General features: G+C 32.5%; 21 protein-coding genes and 2 pseudogenes. 21 read left to right on the top strand and 2 right to left on the bottom strand.

The features are described from left to right. Positions 1-59 precede the first annotated feature (59 nt). Positions 60-530, bottom strand: coding sequence for a helix-turn-helix domain-containing protein (locus tag IGJ50_RS16495; protein ID WP_429951512.1), 471 nt, complete (start codon positions 528-530; stop codon positions 60-62). Positions 531-846: 316 nt separating this feature from the next. On the opposite strand from IGJ50_RS16495, the gene IGJ50_RS16490 reads away from it, so the two are divergent. The 11 genes and pseudogenes from IGJ50_RS16490 (at position 847) to IGJ50_RS16440 (ending at position 10263) form a co-directional block, all read left to right on the top strand. Further along, complete coding sequence (locus IGJ50_RS16490) at positions 847-1137, top strand: hypothetical protein (RefSeq protein ID WP_429951511.1); 291 nt, start codon at positions 847-849, stop codon at positions 1135-1137. A 128-nt stretch (positions 1138-1265) separates the two neighbouring features. Next, positions 1266-4484, top strand: a pseudogene (gene essC / locus IGJ50_RS16485) (type VII secretion protein EssC); the annotation flags it as partial. 12 nt (positions 4485-4496) lie between these two features. Then, positions 4497-4946: a hypothetical protein gene (locus IGJ50_RS16480; RefSeq protein WP_207121815.1), complete on the top strand. Its 450-nt coding sequence runs from the start codon at positions 4497-4499 to the stop codon at positions 4944-4946. A gap of 17 nt (positions 4947-4963) precedes the next feature. After that, positions 4964-5236, top strand: a complete 273-nt coding sequence (locus IGJ50_RS16475; RefSeq protein ID WP_206838434.1) for a hypothetical protein — start codon at positions 4964-4966, stop codon at positions 5234-5236. Between the two features lie 15 nt (positions 5237-5251). Next, complete coding sequence (locus IGJ50_RS16470; protein ID WP_207121814.1) at positions 5252-5722, top strand: hypothetical protein; 471 nt, start codon at positions 5252-5254, stop codon at positions 5720-5722. A 3-nt stretch (positions 5723-5725) separates the two neighbouring features. After that, positions 5726-6865 (top strand): hypothetical protein, encoded by a 1140-nt coding sequence (locus tag IGJ50_RS16465; RefSeq protein WP_429951510.1) that lies wholly within the window; start codon positions 5726-5728, stop codon positions 6863-6865. A 48-nt stretch (positions 6866-6913) separates the two neighbouring features. Beyond that, a complete protein-coding gene (locus tag IGJ50_RS16460; RefSeq protein WP_206838426.1) occupies positions 6914-7561 on the top strand; it encodes a hypothetical protein in 648 nt (215 codons plus the stop codon). Then, positions 7551-8009, top strand: coding sequence for a hypothetical protein (locus tag IGJ50_RS16455; protein ID WP_206838423.1), 459 nt, complete (start codon positions 7551-7553; stop codon positions 8007-8009). Before IGJ50_RS16460 ends, IGJ50_RS16455 begins: the two co-directional genes overlap by 11 nt. Further along, positions 8006-8413 carry a hypothetical protein gene (locus IGJ50_RS16450; RefSeq protein ID WP_206838420.1) on the top strand — a complete coding sequence of 136 codons (408 nt, stop codon included), beginning with the start codon at positions 8006-8008 and terminating at the stop codon, positions 8411-8413. The genes IGJ50_RS16455 and IGJ50_RS16450 overlap by 4 nt, the downstream gene beginning before the upstream one ends. 145 nt (positions 8414-8558) lie before the next feature. Then, the gene (locus IGJ50_RS16445) at positions 8559-9416 is read left to right on the top strand and encodes a hypothetical protein (protein WP_429951508.1); all 858 of its coding nucleotides are present in this window, start codon (positions 8559-8561) and stop codon (positions 9414-9416) included. 25 nt (positions 9417-9441) lie between these two features. Then, entirely contained in the window at positions 9442-10263 is an 822-nt protein-coding gene (locus tag IGJ50_RS16440; protein ID WP_429951506.1) for a hypothetical protein, read from the top strand. Between the two features lie 72 nt (positions 10264-10335). Here the strand turns inward: IGJ50_RS16440 and IGJ50_RS16435 are convergent, their stop codons facing one another. Further along, positions 10336-10545: a helix-turn-helix domain-containing protein gene (locus IGJ50_RS16435; protein ID WP_206838414.1), complete on the bottom strand. Its 210-nt coding sequence runs from the start codon at positions 10543-10545 to the stop codon at positions 10336-10338. A gap of 330 nt (positions 10546-10875) precedes the next feature. On the opposite strand from IGJ50_RS16435, the gene IGJ50_RS16430 reads away from it, so the two are divergent. The 10 genes and pseudogenes from IGJ50_RS16430 to IGJ50_RS16385 all read left to right on the top strand — a co-directional run bounded on the left by IGJ50_RS16430 (position 10876) and on the right by IGJ50_RS16385 (position 16463). Beyond that, the gene (locus IGJ50_RS16430; RefSeq protein WP_429951504.1) at positions 10876-11181 is read left to right on the top strand and encodes a hypothetical protein; all 306 of its coding nucleotides are present in this window, start codon (positions 10876-10878) and stop codon (positions 11179-11181) included. A gap of 107 nt (positions 11182-11288) precedes the next feature. After that, positions 11289-11915, top strand: a pseudogene (locus tag IGJ50_RS16425) (FtsK/SpoIIIE domain-containing protein); the annotation flags it as partial. A gap of 125 nt (positions 11916-12040) precedes the next feature. Next, positions 12041-12226: a hypothetical protein gene (locus IGJ50_RS16420; RefSeq protein WP_242551070.1), complete on the top strand. Its 186-nt coding sequence runs from the start codon at positions 12041-12043 to the stop codon at positions 12224-12226. A gap of 110 nt (positions 12227-12336) precedes the next feature. Next, positions 12337-12807, top strand: a complete 471-nt coding sequence (locus tag IGJ50_RS16415) for a hypothetical protein (RefSeq protein ID WP_207121733.1) — start codon at positions 12337-12339, stop codon at positions 12805-12807. A 115-nt stretch (positions 12808-12922) separates the two neighbouring features. Continuing rightward, complete coding sequence (locus tag IGJ50_RS16410; RefSeq protein ID WP_429951502.1) at positions 12923-13276, top strand: DUF6560 family protein; 354 nt, start codon at positions 12923-12925, stop codon at positions 13274-13276. A 200-nt stretch (positions 13277-13476) separates the two neighbouring features. Then, positions 13477-14103, top strand: a complete 627-nt coding sequence (locus IGJ50_RS16405; protein ID WP_207121731.1) for a hypothetical protein — start codon at positions 13477-13479, stop codon at positions 14101-14103. Continuing rightward, entirely contained in the window at positions 14093-14545 is a 453-nt protein-coding gene (locus IGJ50_RS16400; protein ID WP_207121730.1) for a hypothetical protein, read from the top strand. Before IGJ50_RS16405 ends, IGJ50_RS16400 begins: the two co-directional genes overlap by 11 nt. Next, positions 14535-14954 carry a hypothetical protein gene (locus IGJ50_RS16395; RefSeq protein WP_429951500.1) on the top strand — a complete coding sequence of 140 codons (420 nt, stop codon included), beginning with the start codon at positions 14535-14537 and terminating at the stop codon, positions 14952-14954. The genes IGJ50_RS16400 and IGJ50_RS16395 overlap by 11 nt, the downstream gene beginning before the upstream one ends. A gap of 46 nt (positions 14955-15000) precedes the next feature. Then, a complete protein-coding gene (locus IGJ50_RS16390) occupies positions 15001-15540 on the top strand; it encodes a hypothetical protein (protein WP_429951498.1) in 540 nt (179 codons plus the stop codon). 308 nt (positions 15541-15848) lie between these two features. After that, a complete protein-coding gene (locus tag IGJ50_RS16385; protein WP_429951496.1) occupies positions 15849-16463 on the top strand; it encodes a hypothetical protein in 615 nt (204 codons plus the stop codon). Positions 16464-16494 lie beyond the last annotated feature (31 nt).

Genomic DNA, 16494 nt, shown 5'->3' with positions numbered 1-16494 from the left:
TTAAAGAAAGTATCAAACAAATCTCAAATAATTTGTTTGATACTCTCTTTTTGCTTATCTTAACATCCTTTATTCAAAAAAGTATCGGCTATTTTGATACGTTCAATTTCTCGAACTATATATTTTTCAACATTTGTTTTAAAAATAAATTCATTGTAATTTATCAATAAATCCATAGTCTGTTTCTCCAAGTATGGATATTCATTAATCAGCTGTTCCAAAACACTCTTTTCATCCCCAACTTCCAAGTTACGAAAAATCTCAGCTTGTAAATGTGCTTCGTTATTGATGGTTTTTAATAATTTATTGATGTTATCACTTTGACTTTGGTAACCAAATAAAACATTTGGATCGACTCTAAAAAATTGAAGAATCTTCTCTATTTTTTCTGGCGGAGGAAAAGTAATGCCATTCTCATATTTATAAATTGTTTGACCACTAACTCCAAGTTTTGTACCTAATTCATCTTGAGTCAGATTTCTTTTTATTCTTAGTTGTTTTAATGATTCCTGAAAATTTTCACTTAACAAGCATATCACCTCTCCTTATCTATTTTAGATTATTGAATTGAAAAATTCAATCTAATTTAGACTACTACTCTATTGACAATCACATAAAGATTGTTTAAAATCAATTATAGTCTTAAAAAGACTATATCATGTCAATTACTTTTGAAAGGAGGTACTATGATAGTATTGATTCTACAATTCAAAGTATAAAAAAAGCAGAGTTCCAAAAATAAGAAACAAATTTCTTAAATTAAAAACTCCACCCTCAACAAGTTGAGTATATCATACATTTAAGAAATTCTCCATGTCACTCATAAAAATTGAAGGGAGAATTATAATGAACAAAATCAAATCATTAACCATCGCTACTAAAAATAATCATGCTTCAAAAAATATCACTCAACAAGATATCCAATCTTTGAGTAAAACGCTAAAACAACTTGATTCATGGAACCTTGTGTTAAATCTACTACACCAATTTTTTAATGAAAATCCACAACCTCTAGATAAGGAAAAGGTCATGAGTGAATACCATGTTTGTTCTAAGTTATTCAACAATTTCCATAAAGATTTTTATCAACTTTCAAAAAAGATAAACAAGCAGATAGAAGAATTACAACAAAAATAAAAAATATAAGCACCCCTTACCTTCCAAAGTCAAAAATTACTATTTTGAGTAATTTTTGACTTTTTATTTTGAATTTAAATATCTACTCATTCTTTAGATTAAACTTAGTATAAAAAACTGATATATAGCTTCATTTATTAGTCAATCAATTATCAGTGTTTCATAGTTACCATGATTTACAATTTATCTCGATTTTCCCAGAAGCCGAAAAAGACCAATGGGAATGGATGCGTTGGTTGCCTCATGCAACCATACAGGATGTGAATGTGCGTGGGTTTGTCTATAACCAACGGAGCCGTGACCAAGTCTTGAATAGTTTGAATCAAATTTTGAAAAACCGGAAAAATTCTATGGAAGAAAACCGCAATAGTCGAGATAGTACGATTTTCTCCCCTCATTATGTGGTAATGATCACCGATGAGAAGTTGATTTTGGATCATGTCATTATGGAATTCTTCAATGAAGATCCGAGTGAACTTGGTTGTAGCGTGATTTTCGTGGAAGATGTTATGAGTAGTTTATCGGATAATATCAAAACCGTTATCGATATCCGTGACCGTAATACTGGGGTTCTTTTATTGGAAGAAGGCAAATTGAAGAATACACCGTTCCAATTAGATCACTTCCCTGCTGACTTTAGTAAAGAACAATTGCCACGTTTGTTGGCACCATTGAATCACTTACAAAACTTGAAATCAAGTATTCCAGAAGCCGTGACGTTCCTAGAAATGTACGGCATCGAGAAATTTGATGAATTTAACGTGACCCAACGTTGGGCTGAACATTCGCCACATAAAACCTTAGCTGTGCCTTTAGGTTTACGTGGAAAAGACGATATTGTCTACTTGAACTTACATGAAAAAGCTCACGGACCGCATGGTTTAGTCGCTGGGACAACAGGTTCTGGTAAATCGGAAATCGTGCAAAGTTATATTTTGAGTTTAGCCGTGAATTTCCATCCTTATGATGTGGCTTTCCTACTGATCGACTACAAAGGTGGAGGAATGGCGAACTTGTTCCGTAATCTACCCCACTTATTAGGGAGTATTACCAACTTAGATGGCGCTCAAAGTATGCGTGCCTTAATCTCCATCAATGCCGAGCTAAAACGCCGTCAGCGCCTTTTCTCGGAGAATAACGTGAATCATATCAATCAGTATCAAAAATTATATAAAAGTGGCGATGTTGCAGAGCCGATGCCTCACCTTTTCTTAATTTCAGATGAGTTCGCCGAGTTAAAATCAGAACAGCCTGAATTTATGAAGGAACTTGTTTCCACGGCTCGTATTGGGCGTTCATTGGGAATTCACTTGATCCTTGCGACACAAAAACCAAGTGGTGTAGTAAATGATCAAATTTGGAGTAACTCGAAATTTAAATTAGCGTTGAAAGTGGCGGATAAAGCCGATTCGATGGAAATGTTGAAAACACCAGATGCGGCAGAAATCACGCAAGCTGGGCGTGCCTACTTGCAAGTGGGGAATAATGAGATTTATGAATTGTTCCAAAGTGCTTGGAGTGGAGCGGATTATCAGCCTGAGAAAGATGACCAACAGATTGAAGATCATACGATTTACTTGGTTAACGATCTTGGTCAGTATGAGATTTTGAGTGAAGATTTAAGTGGACTCGAAAATGCGGATGATGTGAAACAGATTCCAACTGAGTTGGATGCCATTATTGATGGGATTCATGAAGTGGCGGAACGTGAAAATATCACACCACTACCGAGACCTTGGTTACCGCCGTTGGAAGAACGAATTGCTTCTTCTACTCTTCATCCTGTGGACTTTAGAGAAGAATGGTTAACAGAGAAACAGCCGCTTGAACCTGTTTTGGGTGTGGTGGATGTGCCGAGTATGCAGGCGCAGAATACGTTGCGTTTGAATATGACGCAAGAAGGTCATATGACCGTGTTTAGTAGTCCTGGGTATGGGAAGAGTACGTTTATGCAGACGGTTGTGATGGATTTAGCGCGAGTGCATAGTCCAGAAAGATTGAATTTGTATCTATTGGACTTTGGGACGAATGGATTGTTACCTCTTAAAAAATTACCGCATGTAGCCGATACGATGAGTATTGATGAAGAAGAGAAAATCGAGAAATTTGCACGTAGAATCAATGATGAGTTGAAACGTCGTAAAAAACTGCTTAGTGAGTTTTCTGTGGCGAGTTTGGAAATGTATGAGCGTGCTAGTGGGAAAGAAGAACCGATTATTTTGATTCTTTTAGACGGTTTTGAAGGATTGAAAGATGCGAAGTTCAATGAAATCCTTGAGAAAGTGATTACCCAAGTTGCCCGTGAAGGTGCCGGAATCGGGATTCATTTACTTCTATCTGCGGGTAGACAAAACTCATTGAAAGCCATCCTTTCAAGTAATATCAAGACACAGATTGTCTTGAAGATGATTGATGATAGTGAGCCAAGAGCCATCGTTGGACGTACAACATTAACGATTGATGACTTACCTGGTCGTGGCTTGATCAAGTTGGACGAACCAGAATTATTCCAAGCAGCATTACCTGCCGATGGTGAAGATACGTTACAAATCATTGAAGCGATTCAAGAAGAAGTTAGCCAGATGGATCAACACTGGACTGGGGCTAGACCAGAACCGATTCCTATGGTGCCAGAAGAATTAACATATGAACATTTTGAAGATATTTTAGACAGAAAACATCCTGCTTCAAACGAATATATACCTTTAGGATTAGATTTAGACACAGTTGAAGTAGTTCCTTGGTTGACAACTAAAGAAGAACATCTAACAGTTGTAGGAGCTAGTCAACAAGATACCGAAGGCTTAATGAAACTCTTTATTACACAAATTAACCGTATGAATCAAGTCAATCCAGTTAATTATTTACATGTAATTGATACTAGTCGACAAACGTATCAACATTTAAGCGGCTCAGTGGTTAGCTATGTTTCAGAACTTGAGGGAATTGAACAACTCTTAACAGGCATTAGAAATGAACAAGTCGCTCTAAAAGAACAAAATAGAACCGATGTTGAAATGAATCATTATATTTTAATTGCAAACATTAATGATTTCAGTACTAAAACAAGAGATACTTTAGCTAAGATAAACATTGAGCTTTATGAAGAATATGATTCAATTAAATTCATTACATTCGGTTCAGCAAATGATTACGGTGCGAACTATGATGATTTTTCTAAGCTATTAAAACAAAATAAATATGGTTTACTATTTATGAAATATTCAGATCAAAGCCTATTAACAGCTGCTAACCTGAACTACAAATCACCTGCGCTGACTAATCAAGAAGCTTACTTTGTAGAAGATGACTACGCAACTATTCTTAAATTACCAACAATATTTTAAAAGGAGGACAAAATGACGAAAAAAAATGTATCATTAGAAAGACAAAAAGTGAGAGATCGTTATGAACCTGTTATTGCAAACATGCGTGGACAAAGAGACGATTTAGTAACGGAAATCGAACATTTAAAACTGAAAAAAATATTTGTAGACCAACATATCAATTCGTTTAATACCTTATATGAAAAATATTCTAAAACTATTGATTTAGCTGATAAAAATTTAAGAAAAAAAAATTCATTAAAAGGTAATTATATGACGGATGTCAACGAAAATATGCATCTAATTTTAGAACAAGGTTGGAGAGCGAATCGTATAATTGAAGACTGCGAATTACGAATGAAAGATGGACAAACCAAATTAAATGATAGAATAGACGAGTTACAGTCGCAATTAAGCTCTACGATGACACTTATAAGTGCAGAAATAAGTCTAATGAATGCAACATTAGCTTTAATCAATTAACCGAAGGAGGACATCCAATGTCGAATTATACATTGAAGGTAAAAACAGAAAAACTCACCCAACAAAAAGATGGTTTAAAAAATGGATTTCTCAATATTCACAATGGACTAATTAATATCGAAAAGGCTTTAACAGATATTGAGAGTAAAGGATATGAAGGTATGGCTGCAAACAGCTTAACTGAATTAATGGATGTTATTAAATCGGATGTTATTGCACCAACTGACCGCTATAACGATTTAGTCCTCAGTAGTTTGAACGCTACATTTCAAGTATTTCAAGAACTATAGTAAAGGAGAATCCTTATGCCAAATTCATACGGAAATAAAGTCCCAACTAACGCAGATGCTGCTAGCAAAGTCTATATTCCAACCTATTCAACAACTCAGCCAACTCCGTCTTATGCAGGTGGCTACGCCCCAAAAGTAGCTGAAACAAGAGAATCTTATGCTGCAGGGGCAAGAATTCTCATTGATAAAAATAAAGTGGAAACTGAAATTTGTGTCAATATAATGTTAGGTTTAACTCAAATAAAAGAAGGAATAACTTCTATTAAGAATCAAAAAGAAACCTTGACAGATGAAGACTGGGCCTCAGACTCTGATGATAGCTACAGGGAATATGTAGAAAACTTTTTAGCTTATATGAAAGAAGTCGAAAGCTTTTTCGAAACTTTATCAAAAAAAATTATAAATGATGCAGATACTTTTTCACAATTAGATGCGTATATTAGTAAAATTGTGAACTCTGATTCTGATATATCAAGTTGGAGGTAAATAATGACTGAAAAAAAACTTTCGGGTTCAGTAATTGACACGTATAATAAAGATACAATCACTGCTATAACTGATATTGTTGATAGTTATACTTCTGCTAAAAAAACAGCAGACAAAGTTGAAGCTCTGTTCGAAGAATGTTCCATTACGCCTAGAAATAACATAACTGAAATATATACTTTAGATACTCTTGAATCTGATTTAGAAGATTTAGCTAAAACAATAAAAACTAAGTTAGATAAAGCTAAGAGTGATGCACAAAATAATGATGCAATGATTAAAGCCAAAATGACTGAGCGTTCTGCTGAAGTAAAACAATTGAAATCAATTATTAACCAATACAAAGGAAATATCGCAAGCGCCTCTTCTTTAAATGCTTCTGGTTTAGCTTCTGGACTAAAAGCTATTGGTAAAATGAATAATATTGATAAAATACCTGGTGTCTCTGAAGGTAGAGGAAAACGATTAGAACAAACATTAAATGGTTTTGCACATAAAGGAGTTTTGCTAACTGAAGAAGAAATGTTAAAAGAAATACGTAAACATTACCGCAATTTAAGTGATGAAGACATTGCAGAAGTATTAAAATATTATATGCATCAGGCAAAAGAACTTTCTGGTAAAGATGTGGATAATAAAAAAGCACTACTAGTTATCGAAAACGGGAAATATAAAGTGAAATATGTTGACTTAGAGAACAATATCACCTTCTTTAATTTTGAAACATCGGCTGACGCTAACCTACTCAACCCTTCTGCATCACTAGGCAAGAATGTTAAAGCTGGAACAGAAGGGTCCATGAGTTCAGGTTTTGGTGCAACAACTTCTGCAGACTTAAATATAATGAAAGGTAACTCAAGAAATGCAGAATGGAGTGTCGGAAATGTTTCCGGTACAGCTTCAGTAGATCACAGTGGAGCTGAAGTATCCTTAGGTGCAAATCTGGCAGAGTTTAATTTTGAGTATATATTTTCAGAAGATGATTTGTATCAATATAAAGCCGGTATTGATGTAACACTTCTATCTGCGGAGATAAAAGCTAAGTTGGCAGCAGACGGAATCAAAGTAGGAACCCCAGGCTTAATAGGTATTAATGTATCTGGTGGTAGAATTGAATTAATAGATATCAATATGGATCTATAAATACTTACGTACAAATAAATGATGATAATCAAACATTGGGAGGGCAATATGGTTTCTAATAAAATAAAGCTTATTTTTTCAAGTGTATTTCTTTTACTCTTAGTTGGTGGATGTACAGGTAAAGTTAAAAGTGATAACAAGAAACAACAAAGTTCTGCCACTACAGAATCACGTGTTGATTACTCCTCAACAATTCAAAAATATAATGGGTACGATTTAGGTGACTACAAATACTATGTAATGAACGGTCAAAAGAAGCAGTCAGAGTTTTTAGAAACCCTCTTAACTGATTTTGATACAACTATTAAAAATAATTTTGAAACCTATCAATATAAGATAGATAACAAGCAAAAAGTAAATTTAATACCTTTCCGCTTTCGAATTAATGTTAATGAAGAGACCGTTACTACTAATTATTTTATGGTTAATAATAGTAACACAGTAATTAATGAAATCTCATTTAAAGGTTATCCACGTTTTAAAAATGTTGAGGTTGAAGCAAAAACAGAAGTTGAGTTTAACAAAACTGAATTAGCAGAATTACCACCTAAAGGGATTGTAGTATTTTCATTAAATATGTCTGCACCTAGTGAATATCAATCTAAACTAAAAGAAAACAAAGTAGCTGATTTAAGTTTTGACATCACTGACCTAGAAATTAACGGAGAGCAGGTGGACAATAGTAATGAAAATTGAATGGTCAAAGTACCTACAAGAAATACCCGAATATAAACCTATGATTGAAAACCAAGACTATATCAATGCTTGGCAAACCTTTTTAGACCAACAAAAATCTTCTCTTCCTTCTAATGAACTAGTCATTGTAGCAGGAAACATGACAATTCAAGAAGGTAATATGATTTTAGAATATCTCTTAGTTAACCAAACAGAAAATCCAATCACAGAAGTTGAAATAGGCGTAACACTTTCTGTTTTAGGAAAACCTTATTTCCAAGGACTCCTGAGAACAAATAAAGGTTGTTATCAGGAGTTATCACCTAAAAATGCTCGACTTGATTTAATTGATTTTGGTAATGATCGCTATGAAGATCAAGAGATAACGCCTAAAGATTATGATTTAGTTATTCATTTTTGTAGAGAAATTGAATATATTGAAAATGAAACTACGGAGACAACCGCATGAAAGTAAGTAATTCACTAAATAAACTAGATAACATGTTAAACATTTTACTAGTAATGCAAATAATTACTATGCTTAAAACAGTTGCTTGGGCATTATTCATTATGACGACAACTGTTACAAGCAGTACACCGTTTGGAGGGGTAATCTTCAGATCACTCCTCCAAGGTATCATAACAATTTATCTAATTAACAAAATGAAGAATAGCCTATCTGCTATAACTGCATGGTTAGTATTTATCGGCTGTTTAGCTGCTGGTTTTGCAAGTTTAGGTTCTGTTGTAAGTCCCCACATGATTTTCTTTAACTATGGTCTTTTCGAGATTATATTAGTTATTTGCGCTGTTGTATTTATGGTTAGGTATTATAATTATAAAAGTGCTGTATCTAGGGAAGCAAAACAGTAGCTGCTTTTCATGTATAGGATAAATAAAAACTGTGTAAGTATCATGTTTTAAAGACTTACACAGTTTTTCCTTCATTTGAAATATAGACATTAGTTCAGAACTTCAAGCAGCTACAGCCAAATTTAACAATAAGATGACTTTGGCTGTGGCAAAGGACTTTTTAGATAGTGACACACTAAAACGCCTTTCTAAAATAGGTGTCAATGTAAAAGACATCAATGATTTAGTCAAAATGCTTTATGGGACAAAAGATCCTAAGAAATTAGCCGAAGTTATTGCTATTCTTAAGGGAAACGAAAAACTAGTAAAAGTTTTATCTGCATCAGATAATTTTTTACAGGGGCTTAAGAATAATAAATATTTGGCAGAAGCTATTTCTGAAACAAAAGTATTTGCTGATGCCATTAAGAATGTGATGAAAGACTTAGGGATGTTGGCTGATTTAGGAAATGGAAATGTTGTAAAAGCATTTGTTAATAGAATGAAAGATGCCAAATGGTTTGGTAAAGTGAAAGGGGCTCTTGGTAAAGCAAGCCTTGGAGTTTTATTAGTTGATGCTGGTATTAAAGGTGTTAACAACTTTAATGCAAATAAAAAAGATTTTAGAGACGGAAAAGTTGTGCGCGGAAGTTTAAAAACTGCAGCCGGAACTGCTATAGATATGGCTTCTGACGTAGGAATGATTGAAGGAGCTGCTTTAGGGGCTAAACTAGGAACCATGATTCCAATTCCCGGAATCGGTTCGGGAGCTGGAGCTTTAGTAGGTTTAATCGCAGGGGGATTAAACCAAGGCGCTCAGCTAATTTGGCCAAATATGTATGATGATTTAAAAAAAGGTGTTAATGGTGGAATCGATAAACTAGCAGATGGTGCACAAAAACTTACCGACAAAGCAAGTAAATGGGTTGGTGATACCGGTAAATCTATAGGTAATAGTGTCAAGAATATGAAAAATAATGTATCGAATGCTTGGAACGGTTTATGTAAATCATTTGCTTGGTAAATATGGATAATGGAGAATATAAGTATTGAAGAAAAATATATTTAGATTTAATGACGTAGAAGAAATAGTCACTAAAGAATTTGCCCTAGAATGTTGTGAGATGAGTGAAAAATTTAGTCTTTTTAAAAGAGTACTTGTAGGAGTTTTTTTCTCCACAATACTTTTATTAATAGGTTTTATTTCTCAATACGCTATTACACACTTTGATTCTGCTACAATTGCTTTGGATTCTACAAATGAATATCAACACCTTGTTGCGCCTATATCAATAATTTTTGTATACTCTAGTATATTATTTTTAACATTAGCCTTTAGTGGTATATTTTATAGAAAAAAAAATAATTTAAAATTATCCCTATTCAGTGCTAAATGGTTGATGATAATGTGTTTATCTGCTTATATCTTATCATTTATTCTAAGCCAACTTTTTATTAGTGTCAGAATTTTACGTTATTTTTACTCAATTATGTTTATTGTGGGAATATTGTTAATAATATTTAGAACAAAAAAGAATGTTCATGAATTTTTATCTAGTAACAAAAAAGAAGAAGATTTCTTATCAAAAAATTGGAAAATAATCAGAGATGGGATTGGAATTCTTTTTTCTATAACTATGATCTACAGTGTATTTTTTAGCAATGATAGTGCTTTGAAACAAAATTTTTATTTGATTTTGATGTGGTTTTTCCCAATGATCATTATTGCATCTGGATTTTTTTGGACAAGTATCTATAAATCTTATGTAAAGCTATTCTACCTAAACTATTTTTCAGAAGAATTTAGAAAAAAATTCGATGTAGACTATAAAATATGGTATGGATCAAAATTTAAAGAAAAAGAACTTTAAATTTTTAAGCTCTACTTTTTTACTATAATAAACAGTGCCCTCACAAGTGCATAAAGTGGTGGGCACTGCTTATTATTTTTTCTCAGAAACATACTCCATAATATCCCCTGGCTGACAATCAAGAGCCACACATATCCTCTCAATAACATCCATTGATACCTTTTCATTTGCAGAAAGCTTCGCTAATGTAGCCGTTCCTATCCCTATTTCTTTACGTAGTTGCGTTTTTGTCATTTCTTTATCTATCAATAACTTCCATAAACGATTATAAATTATCGGCATTTACCTTATCCTCCCGTTTTCTACTAACTATATACTCAGTATAAAATGTAGATATTCTACAGTCAACATAATAAATTCGTTTAATTGAACAAATAATTCTTAAAGCGAAATAAAACCGTTGACTAAATATTCTATTTACGGTATTATATATTCATTAAAGCGAATATTAAATTCTTTTTATCGAATAAAAAGGAGGATTGTTTATAAATAAAAAGAAGCAGAGCTTTAACGATTAAGAAATGAATTTCTTAAACTAAAACTCCACCATAGACAAGTTGAGTATATCATACATTTAAGAAATTCTCCAAAAAAATTTGAAGGAGAATCACAATGAATAAAATACAACCATTAACTATTAAAAACGACAGAAATCAACCAATTAAAAGTATCAGCCATCAAGATATCTACTCATTACATGATCTTTTAGAACAACTCAATTCTTGGCAAAATGCACTGAATCTACTAAATGATTTTTTTAGCGATAAACAAAGACCAGTAAACAAGAAAAAAATTGCAAGTAATTACTATGCATGTTCTCAAATTTTCTGTGCATTTCATAACGAATTTTCACAAGCATTACAGGAAATGGAGAAACAAATTACAGAGTTGAGACAGAAAGAAAAAGTTAAATATTGAATCACATTTAAAGTAAAAAATTACTATTTCAGTAGTTTTTTACTTTTTTCTTTTATCTGCCTAATATTATTCCCTATTTTGTTAGTATTAGACAGAATACAGCTAATAAAACCTTAGCTGTACCGCTTGGTTTACGTGGAAAAGACGATATTGTCTATTTGAACTTACATGAAAAAGCTCACGGACCTCATGGTTTAGTCGCTGGTACGACTGGTTCGGGTAAATCGGAAATCGTACAGAGTTATATTTTGAGTTTAGCCGTGAATTTCCATCCTTATGATGTGGCTTTCCTACTGATTGACTACAAAGGTGGGGGTATGGCGAACTTGTTCCGTAATCTACCCCACTTATTAGGGAGTATTACCAACCTAGATGGCGCTCAAAGTATGCGTGCATTGATCTCGATCAATGCCGAGCTAAAACGCCGTCAGCGCCTGTTCTCGGAGAATAACGTGAATCATATCAATCAGTATCAAAAATTATATAAAAGTGGCGATGTTGAAGAGCCGATGCCTCACCTCTTCTTGATTTCAGATGAGTTTGCGGAATTGAAATCAGAACAGCCTGAGTTTATGAAAGAACTTGTTTCCACTGCTCGTATTGGGCGTTCCTTAGGGATTCACTTGATCCTTGCGACACAAAAACCAAGTGGTGTGGTAAACGATCAAATCTGGAGTAACTCGAAATTTAAATTAGCGTTGAAAGTGGCGGATAAAGTTGATTTGATGAGAATCACACCGAATAGAATGAACCACTGAAACAAATTAAGTATATTTTAGCTTTAACGAAACTGTATAACAATCTTTTAGAACGAAAAGTGAATGAAGACAAAGAACAGTAGTTATGGGATAATGACTTATTGGCAAAGAATGAAGAAGAGTACTTCTTGTTAGATGATTTAGGCAGTCCGTTAAGACAACTAACGATCACTGGACAGTCTCTTGAAAACTATGGATTTGATGAGTTTGGGCAAGCGTTATTCGGCACACCGACAAACCACCTCTTTGGTTTTACTGGTTACAACCTGGTGAAATTAGTGAGTTGAATTATGCAATGGCTAGGTACTATGACCATAGATTAGGAAAGTTTATCTCAAAAGATGCAGATCACTTTTTAATTGTTTGGATTAAATAACTATATAAGGAGAGGAATGTTTTGTCTAAATCCTATTTATTTTTAATCTACACTTTAGTTATCATTTTTTCTATTGCAGGATTTGTGGTCGTAAAAAAAACTATTTTTAGAGAAAGCTTTATTGATTTAACTAAAGTAAAAAAAGAAGATTTTGAATATACAAAAAAACATCAAGGAAAAGTTGATATCTTTATTAAGATTACTGGGAATATTTTTACTGTTATACTATTTTGGTCTTATATTTTGCCTGGACTAAAAGATTTACCTGCTGTGCTTACTGAAGACTATCAATTAATTGAAGGGACAGCAATAACTCGTGCAGGTATCGGAAACAGAAGAGAGCCAACTGTGGTCACAATTGCGGGGGAAAATGGAGAAACAGTTCGTTTAAGATTCTATACCTCAGAACCTATTGAAAAAGGAGACACTCTAAAGGTTATTTATCTGCCGAATTTAAAAAGAGGAACTCTACTTACTCATCTATCAGAATAATCAGTCTCAACAATTTTAAACTACGTTTTGTTTGGAAAGGGGAATGTATGAATAACTACGAATTGAGGATTTCAACCTTTTTAAAAATGCCTGTAAACTCTGGATTTTAGCAGGAATGTTATTATTACTATTCTTCGGATCTTCGATTTTCTTTAAACAAGGGAATGTTACTATTGGGCATTTTTGTATTGCTACATTTTTCCTTGTTGGTGGTTTTCTAATGTTAATCGGTGCAAACAGATGGAAAATCTATGTGACAGAGGAAGAGATAACAATTCAATTTATATTAAAAAAAAGGAAGACTCTTACTTTTAGTCAAATTGAAAAAGTGGAAATAGATACACATAAAAATTTAAGACTATTTTCAAGTGGGAAAAAAATTATTACTATTGATTGCTATACGACAAACTACTCTCTGTTTATAAAAGATTTAAAATCAAAAGGTTTACAAATAGAATATAAAGTTTAGTTGACCCCAATAGTATCTCCATCACCTAATAGTCACTTTACTATCAGGTGATGGTATCTTCAGCCAAAATTAAAGCTAATTTAGCATCAGATGGAATAGAAATAGGTACCCCAGGGCTAATTGGTATTGGTCTATCTGGAAAAAAAGTTGACCTAATAGATTTAGATACTGATCTTTAATTTGAAAGGAAGAATGGTGTCATGCATTTAAAACAAAAAATAGGCTATGTACTTATATTAGTTTTTACTACTATATTTTTTATCGGTTGTAAAAATACCACTGATACCGATGTTTCAGCTAGTACTAGCAACGAAATGATTACTAAGGAACAAGAAGATTATCTAAATAATGGCTATCAAATTGGAGAGTACAAACTCCTATTAACAGAAAATCAAAAAAAAGACGAGAAACAGATATTTATAACTAATAATTTTTTTGAATCTGATTTTCTAAAAAAACAAAATGATATAGATTTATCTAAAAAAATAAATATTATATTATACGGATTACATTATTCTCCAGAAGAAGAACTTTATACATTGGGAACTTTTATGATAAACACTTCGGATATAACTATAAAGAAAATAAGTCTAACTGTCACTACTAAGTTTAAGAATATAGGTGAGGTATCGCCTACAAAACTTACTTTAGAGGGAGATGATTTTGCTGAGTTAGCGCCAAAAAACTTTTTGACACTAGCGCTCTCTGGAGATGCTCCTTTAAAATCCGCAGATCTATTAATGGAAAATAAAGGTCCAGATATCACTTTTAAAATAACAGATTTAGAAATAAATGGAGAGAAGGTGGATAACACCAATGAACATTAAATGGGCAAAATACCTACAAGAAACACCTGAATATGATACAGTGACCATTGATAAAAATTACATTATAGCTTGGAAAGAATTTCTAGAACAAAATAAGGACAAATTTCCTACCAATGAACTAGTAATCATCACTGGAAATATGACTATTAAAAATGAAAATATGATATTAGAGTATGCTCTACTTAAACAATCTGAAAAAACAATCAAGGAAATTGAATTTGGGGTTACATTATCTTTATTTGGAAAGGAATACTTCACGGGTGCTTTAAGAACCAACAAAAACTGCTATGAAGAACTTCTTCCGAATGATGTGCGGCTAGATTTAATTGACTTTGGAAATGATCGCTATGATAACTACCAATTAGTCATTCACTATTGTAACGAAATAAACTATGATACAGATGAATTAACTGTAAAGGAGCTACAAAATAGTGCAAAGTAAACATCCTGGAGATAAACTAGATACTATGGCGACTATTCTTCTTTTTGTCCAAGTGATAATGACTATATTTAATGTTATTTTTGGATTTTGGGCTGGGAGTCAATACTATTTATATGGGCTACTCGTAAGCGGAATGCTTATTCGTGCGGTTATTCAAACTATTGTAATGTTTTGGCTAGTAAATAAAGAAAAAAATTTCCCAAAAAACTCAACTGCATGGTGGATATTTGTTTGCTGTTTAGCTTCAGGTTTTACTAATATTTTTTCTAGCTACAGTTCCTTTACTTGGGGAAACTTAGAATTGATACTCATTTTATGCGGTATTATCTTGTTGTTTCGCCACTACGCTTATATGAAAGCTATTCGGATAGAATACGAAGAAAAAAAGAAGCAACAGCAGGAAGAATAGAACTATGTAACTTATAAAATAGGCAATAGCAAAAAAGGAGAAAATTTTGAAAAATAAGAAAATCTTTATTGTTACTTTAATTAGCGTTGTCCTTGTTGCTATTATCGGAGGATGGCTATTCGTATCTTCCAACAAGAAAACATATAACTCTTTCCCAGACATTTTTAAGACAATGGATGTTTCCACCAAAAGTGAAAAATCCAATACTGAAACATTGAAAAGATTTGCTGAAAAAAATGATTATACTTTCCAAGAAACTGAGGATAACAATGTTTCTAAAATTTTAGTTGTTTCAAAAGACTATATTCAGAATTTAATATACTCTCCAGAAGAAAATGAATTATCGTTTATCAAAATGAACAGTGCTGATTTAACGATGCCTGATGATAAGAAGATTAAAAAAATAGCAGAAGAAGATTCATTTGATAAGGTAATAAACGAGCTTGGAGAGCCTGACAGCATGAAAAAGGATGGAAATGGGCTAATTGTATTGATATGGAGAGATACATTAGAAAAAGGATATGAATCTCTATCTATAGAACTAAAAAATAATAAGGTAACTAAAGTAACAAACTTAGACATATAGAATAACAAACTGTGTAACTATTACATTTCTGATAGTTACACAGTTTTTCACTTCAACCAAATTATGTCAGATATATCATTAATATACCACACCCAATTCACAGACTATTCGTAAAATGAAAATTTTAATTGAGGTGTTGCTTTGAAAAAAATTAATTACTTATTACCTCTTAGAATTAGAAACTATTTTTTTAGAGCAACTTTTGACTTTTTCTTTCAAACGAAAATATACGTTCACTCTTTATGTTAAAATTAAATAGAGTTCGTGTTCGAAGTATTTTGATTCTAATGAAACTATGGAGGGGAATAATGAAAAAAATAGTTCTTTTAGTAGGTGGATTAGTCCTCTTGACTGCTTGTCAAGACACTAAGAGTAATAATGACTCTACAAGGGATAGTCTTTTAGAAAAATATCAAGCTAAAGAGAGCTCTATGGATACCGAGCGTAAAACAATTAATTTAAAAGAATATAAATTTTTTATTCCTAGAATATATGATGATGCACTTGTTAAAGATTCAAAAAAAATGGAAGAATTTCTATTTAATCAAAAAGAAATAGAGGTCCAAGATTTACCAATCTCCACAATCATGTATGGTGGAACTTATGATAAACAAAATGAAATGTTCATTACATTAATGTATTTGGTGAATAATACTGATAGGGAAATCGAAAATATTTCTTTCGAATACCATTTAGACTTAACTACAATTGATGGAGAGGATGAGGGAGATTATCCTTATAATTACAAGAAAATAAATGATGAGATTATTTCTCCTAAGACTATTTTACCTATTTTTTTAGGGTCTAAAAACATTAAATTATCTCCCCAAAAGGACTCCTACTTCGGAGAAGATTTAAGTAAAATAGAAGTTAATAATATTATAATTGATTATAAAGATGGACTTGAAGAATCTAATAAATAAATATCCAACAATATTTTCGATTATAAATAAT

This window comes from Enterococcus sp. AZ101 (genome assembly GCF_050499005.1).
GTDB classification, from domain to species: domain Bacteria; phylum Bacillota; class Bacilli; order Lactobacillales; family Enterococcaceae; genus Enterococcus_L; species Enterococcus_L ureilyticus.
This window is presented reverse-complemented; position numbering and strand designations above follow the sequence as displayed.

What these genes read in the sequence shown, in the direction of transcription:
- IGJ50_RS16490 (WP_429951511.1), top strand. Translation starts at nt 847, where the DNA reads ATGAACAAAATCAAATCATTAACCATCGCTACTAAAAATAATCATGCT.
- IGJ50_RS16480 (WP_207121815.1), top strand. Translation starts at nt 4,497, where the DNA reads ATGACGAAAAAAAATGTATCATTAGAAAGACAAAAAGTGAGAGATCGT.
- IGJ50_RS16475 (WP_206838434.1), top strand. Translation starts at nt 4,964, where the DNA reads ATGTCGAATTATACATTGAAGGTAAAAACAGAAAAACTCACCCAACAA.
- IGJ50_RS16470 (WP_207121814.1), top strand. Translation starts at nt 5,252, where the DNA reads ATGCCAAATTCATACGGAAATAAAGTCCCAACTAACGCAGATGCTGCT.
- IGJ50_RS16465 (WP_429951510.1), top strand. Translation starts at nt 5,726, where the DNA reads ATGACTGAAAAAAAACTTTCGGGTTCAGTAATTGACACGTATAATAAA.
- IGJ50_RS16460 (WP_206838426.1), top strand. Translation starts at nt 6,914, where the DNA reads ATGGTTTCTAATAAAATAAAGCTTATTTTTTCAAGTGTATTTCTTTTA.
- IGJ50_RS16455 (WP_206838423.1), top strand. Translation starts at nt 7,551, where the DNA reads ATGAAAATTGAATGGTCAAAGTACCTACAAGAAATACCCGAATATAAA.
- IGJ50_RS16450 (WP_206838420.1), top strand. Translation starts at nt 8,006, where the DNA reads ATGAAAGTAAGTAATTCACTAAATAAACTAGATAACATGTTAAACATT.
- IGJ50_RS16435 (WP_206838414.1), bottom strand. Translation starts at nt 10,545, where the DNA reads ATGCCGATAATTTATAATCGTTTATGGAAGTTATTGATAGATAAAGAA.
- IGJ50_RS16430 (WP_429951504.1), top strand. Translation starts at nt 10,876, where the DNA reads ATGAATAAAATACAACCATTAACTATTAAAAACGACAGAAATCAACCA.
- IGJ50_RS16410 (WP_429951502.1), top strand. Translation starts at nt 12,923, where the DNA reads ATGTTATTATTACTATTCTTCGGATCTTCGATTTTCTTTAAACAAGGG.
- IGJ50_RS16405 (WP_207121731.1), top strand. Translation starts at nt 13,477, where the DNA reads ATGCATTTAAAACAAAAAATAGGCTATGTACTTATATTAGTTTTTACT.
- IGJ50_RS16400 (WP_207121730.1), top strand. Translation starts at nt 14,093, where the DNA reads ATGAACATTAAATGGGCAAAATACCTACAAGAAACACCTGAATATGAT.
- IGJ50_RS16385 (WP_429951496.1), top strand. Translation starts at nt 15,849, where the DNA reads ATGAAAAAAATAGTTCTTTTAGTAGGTGGATTAGTCCTCTTGACTGCT.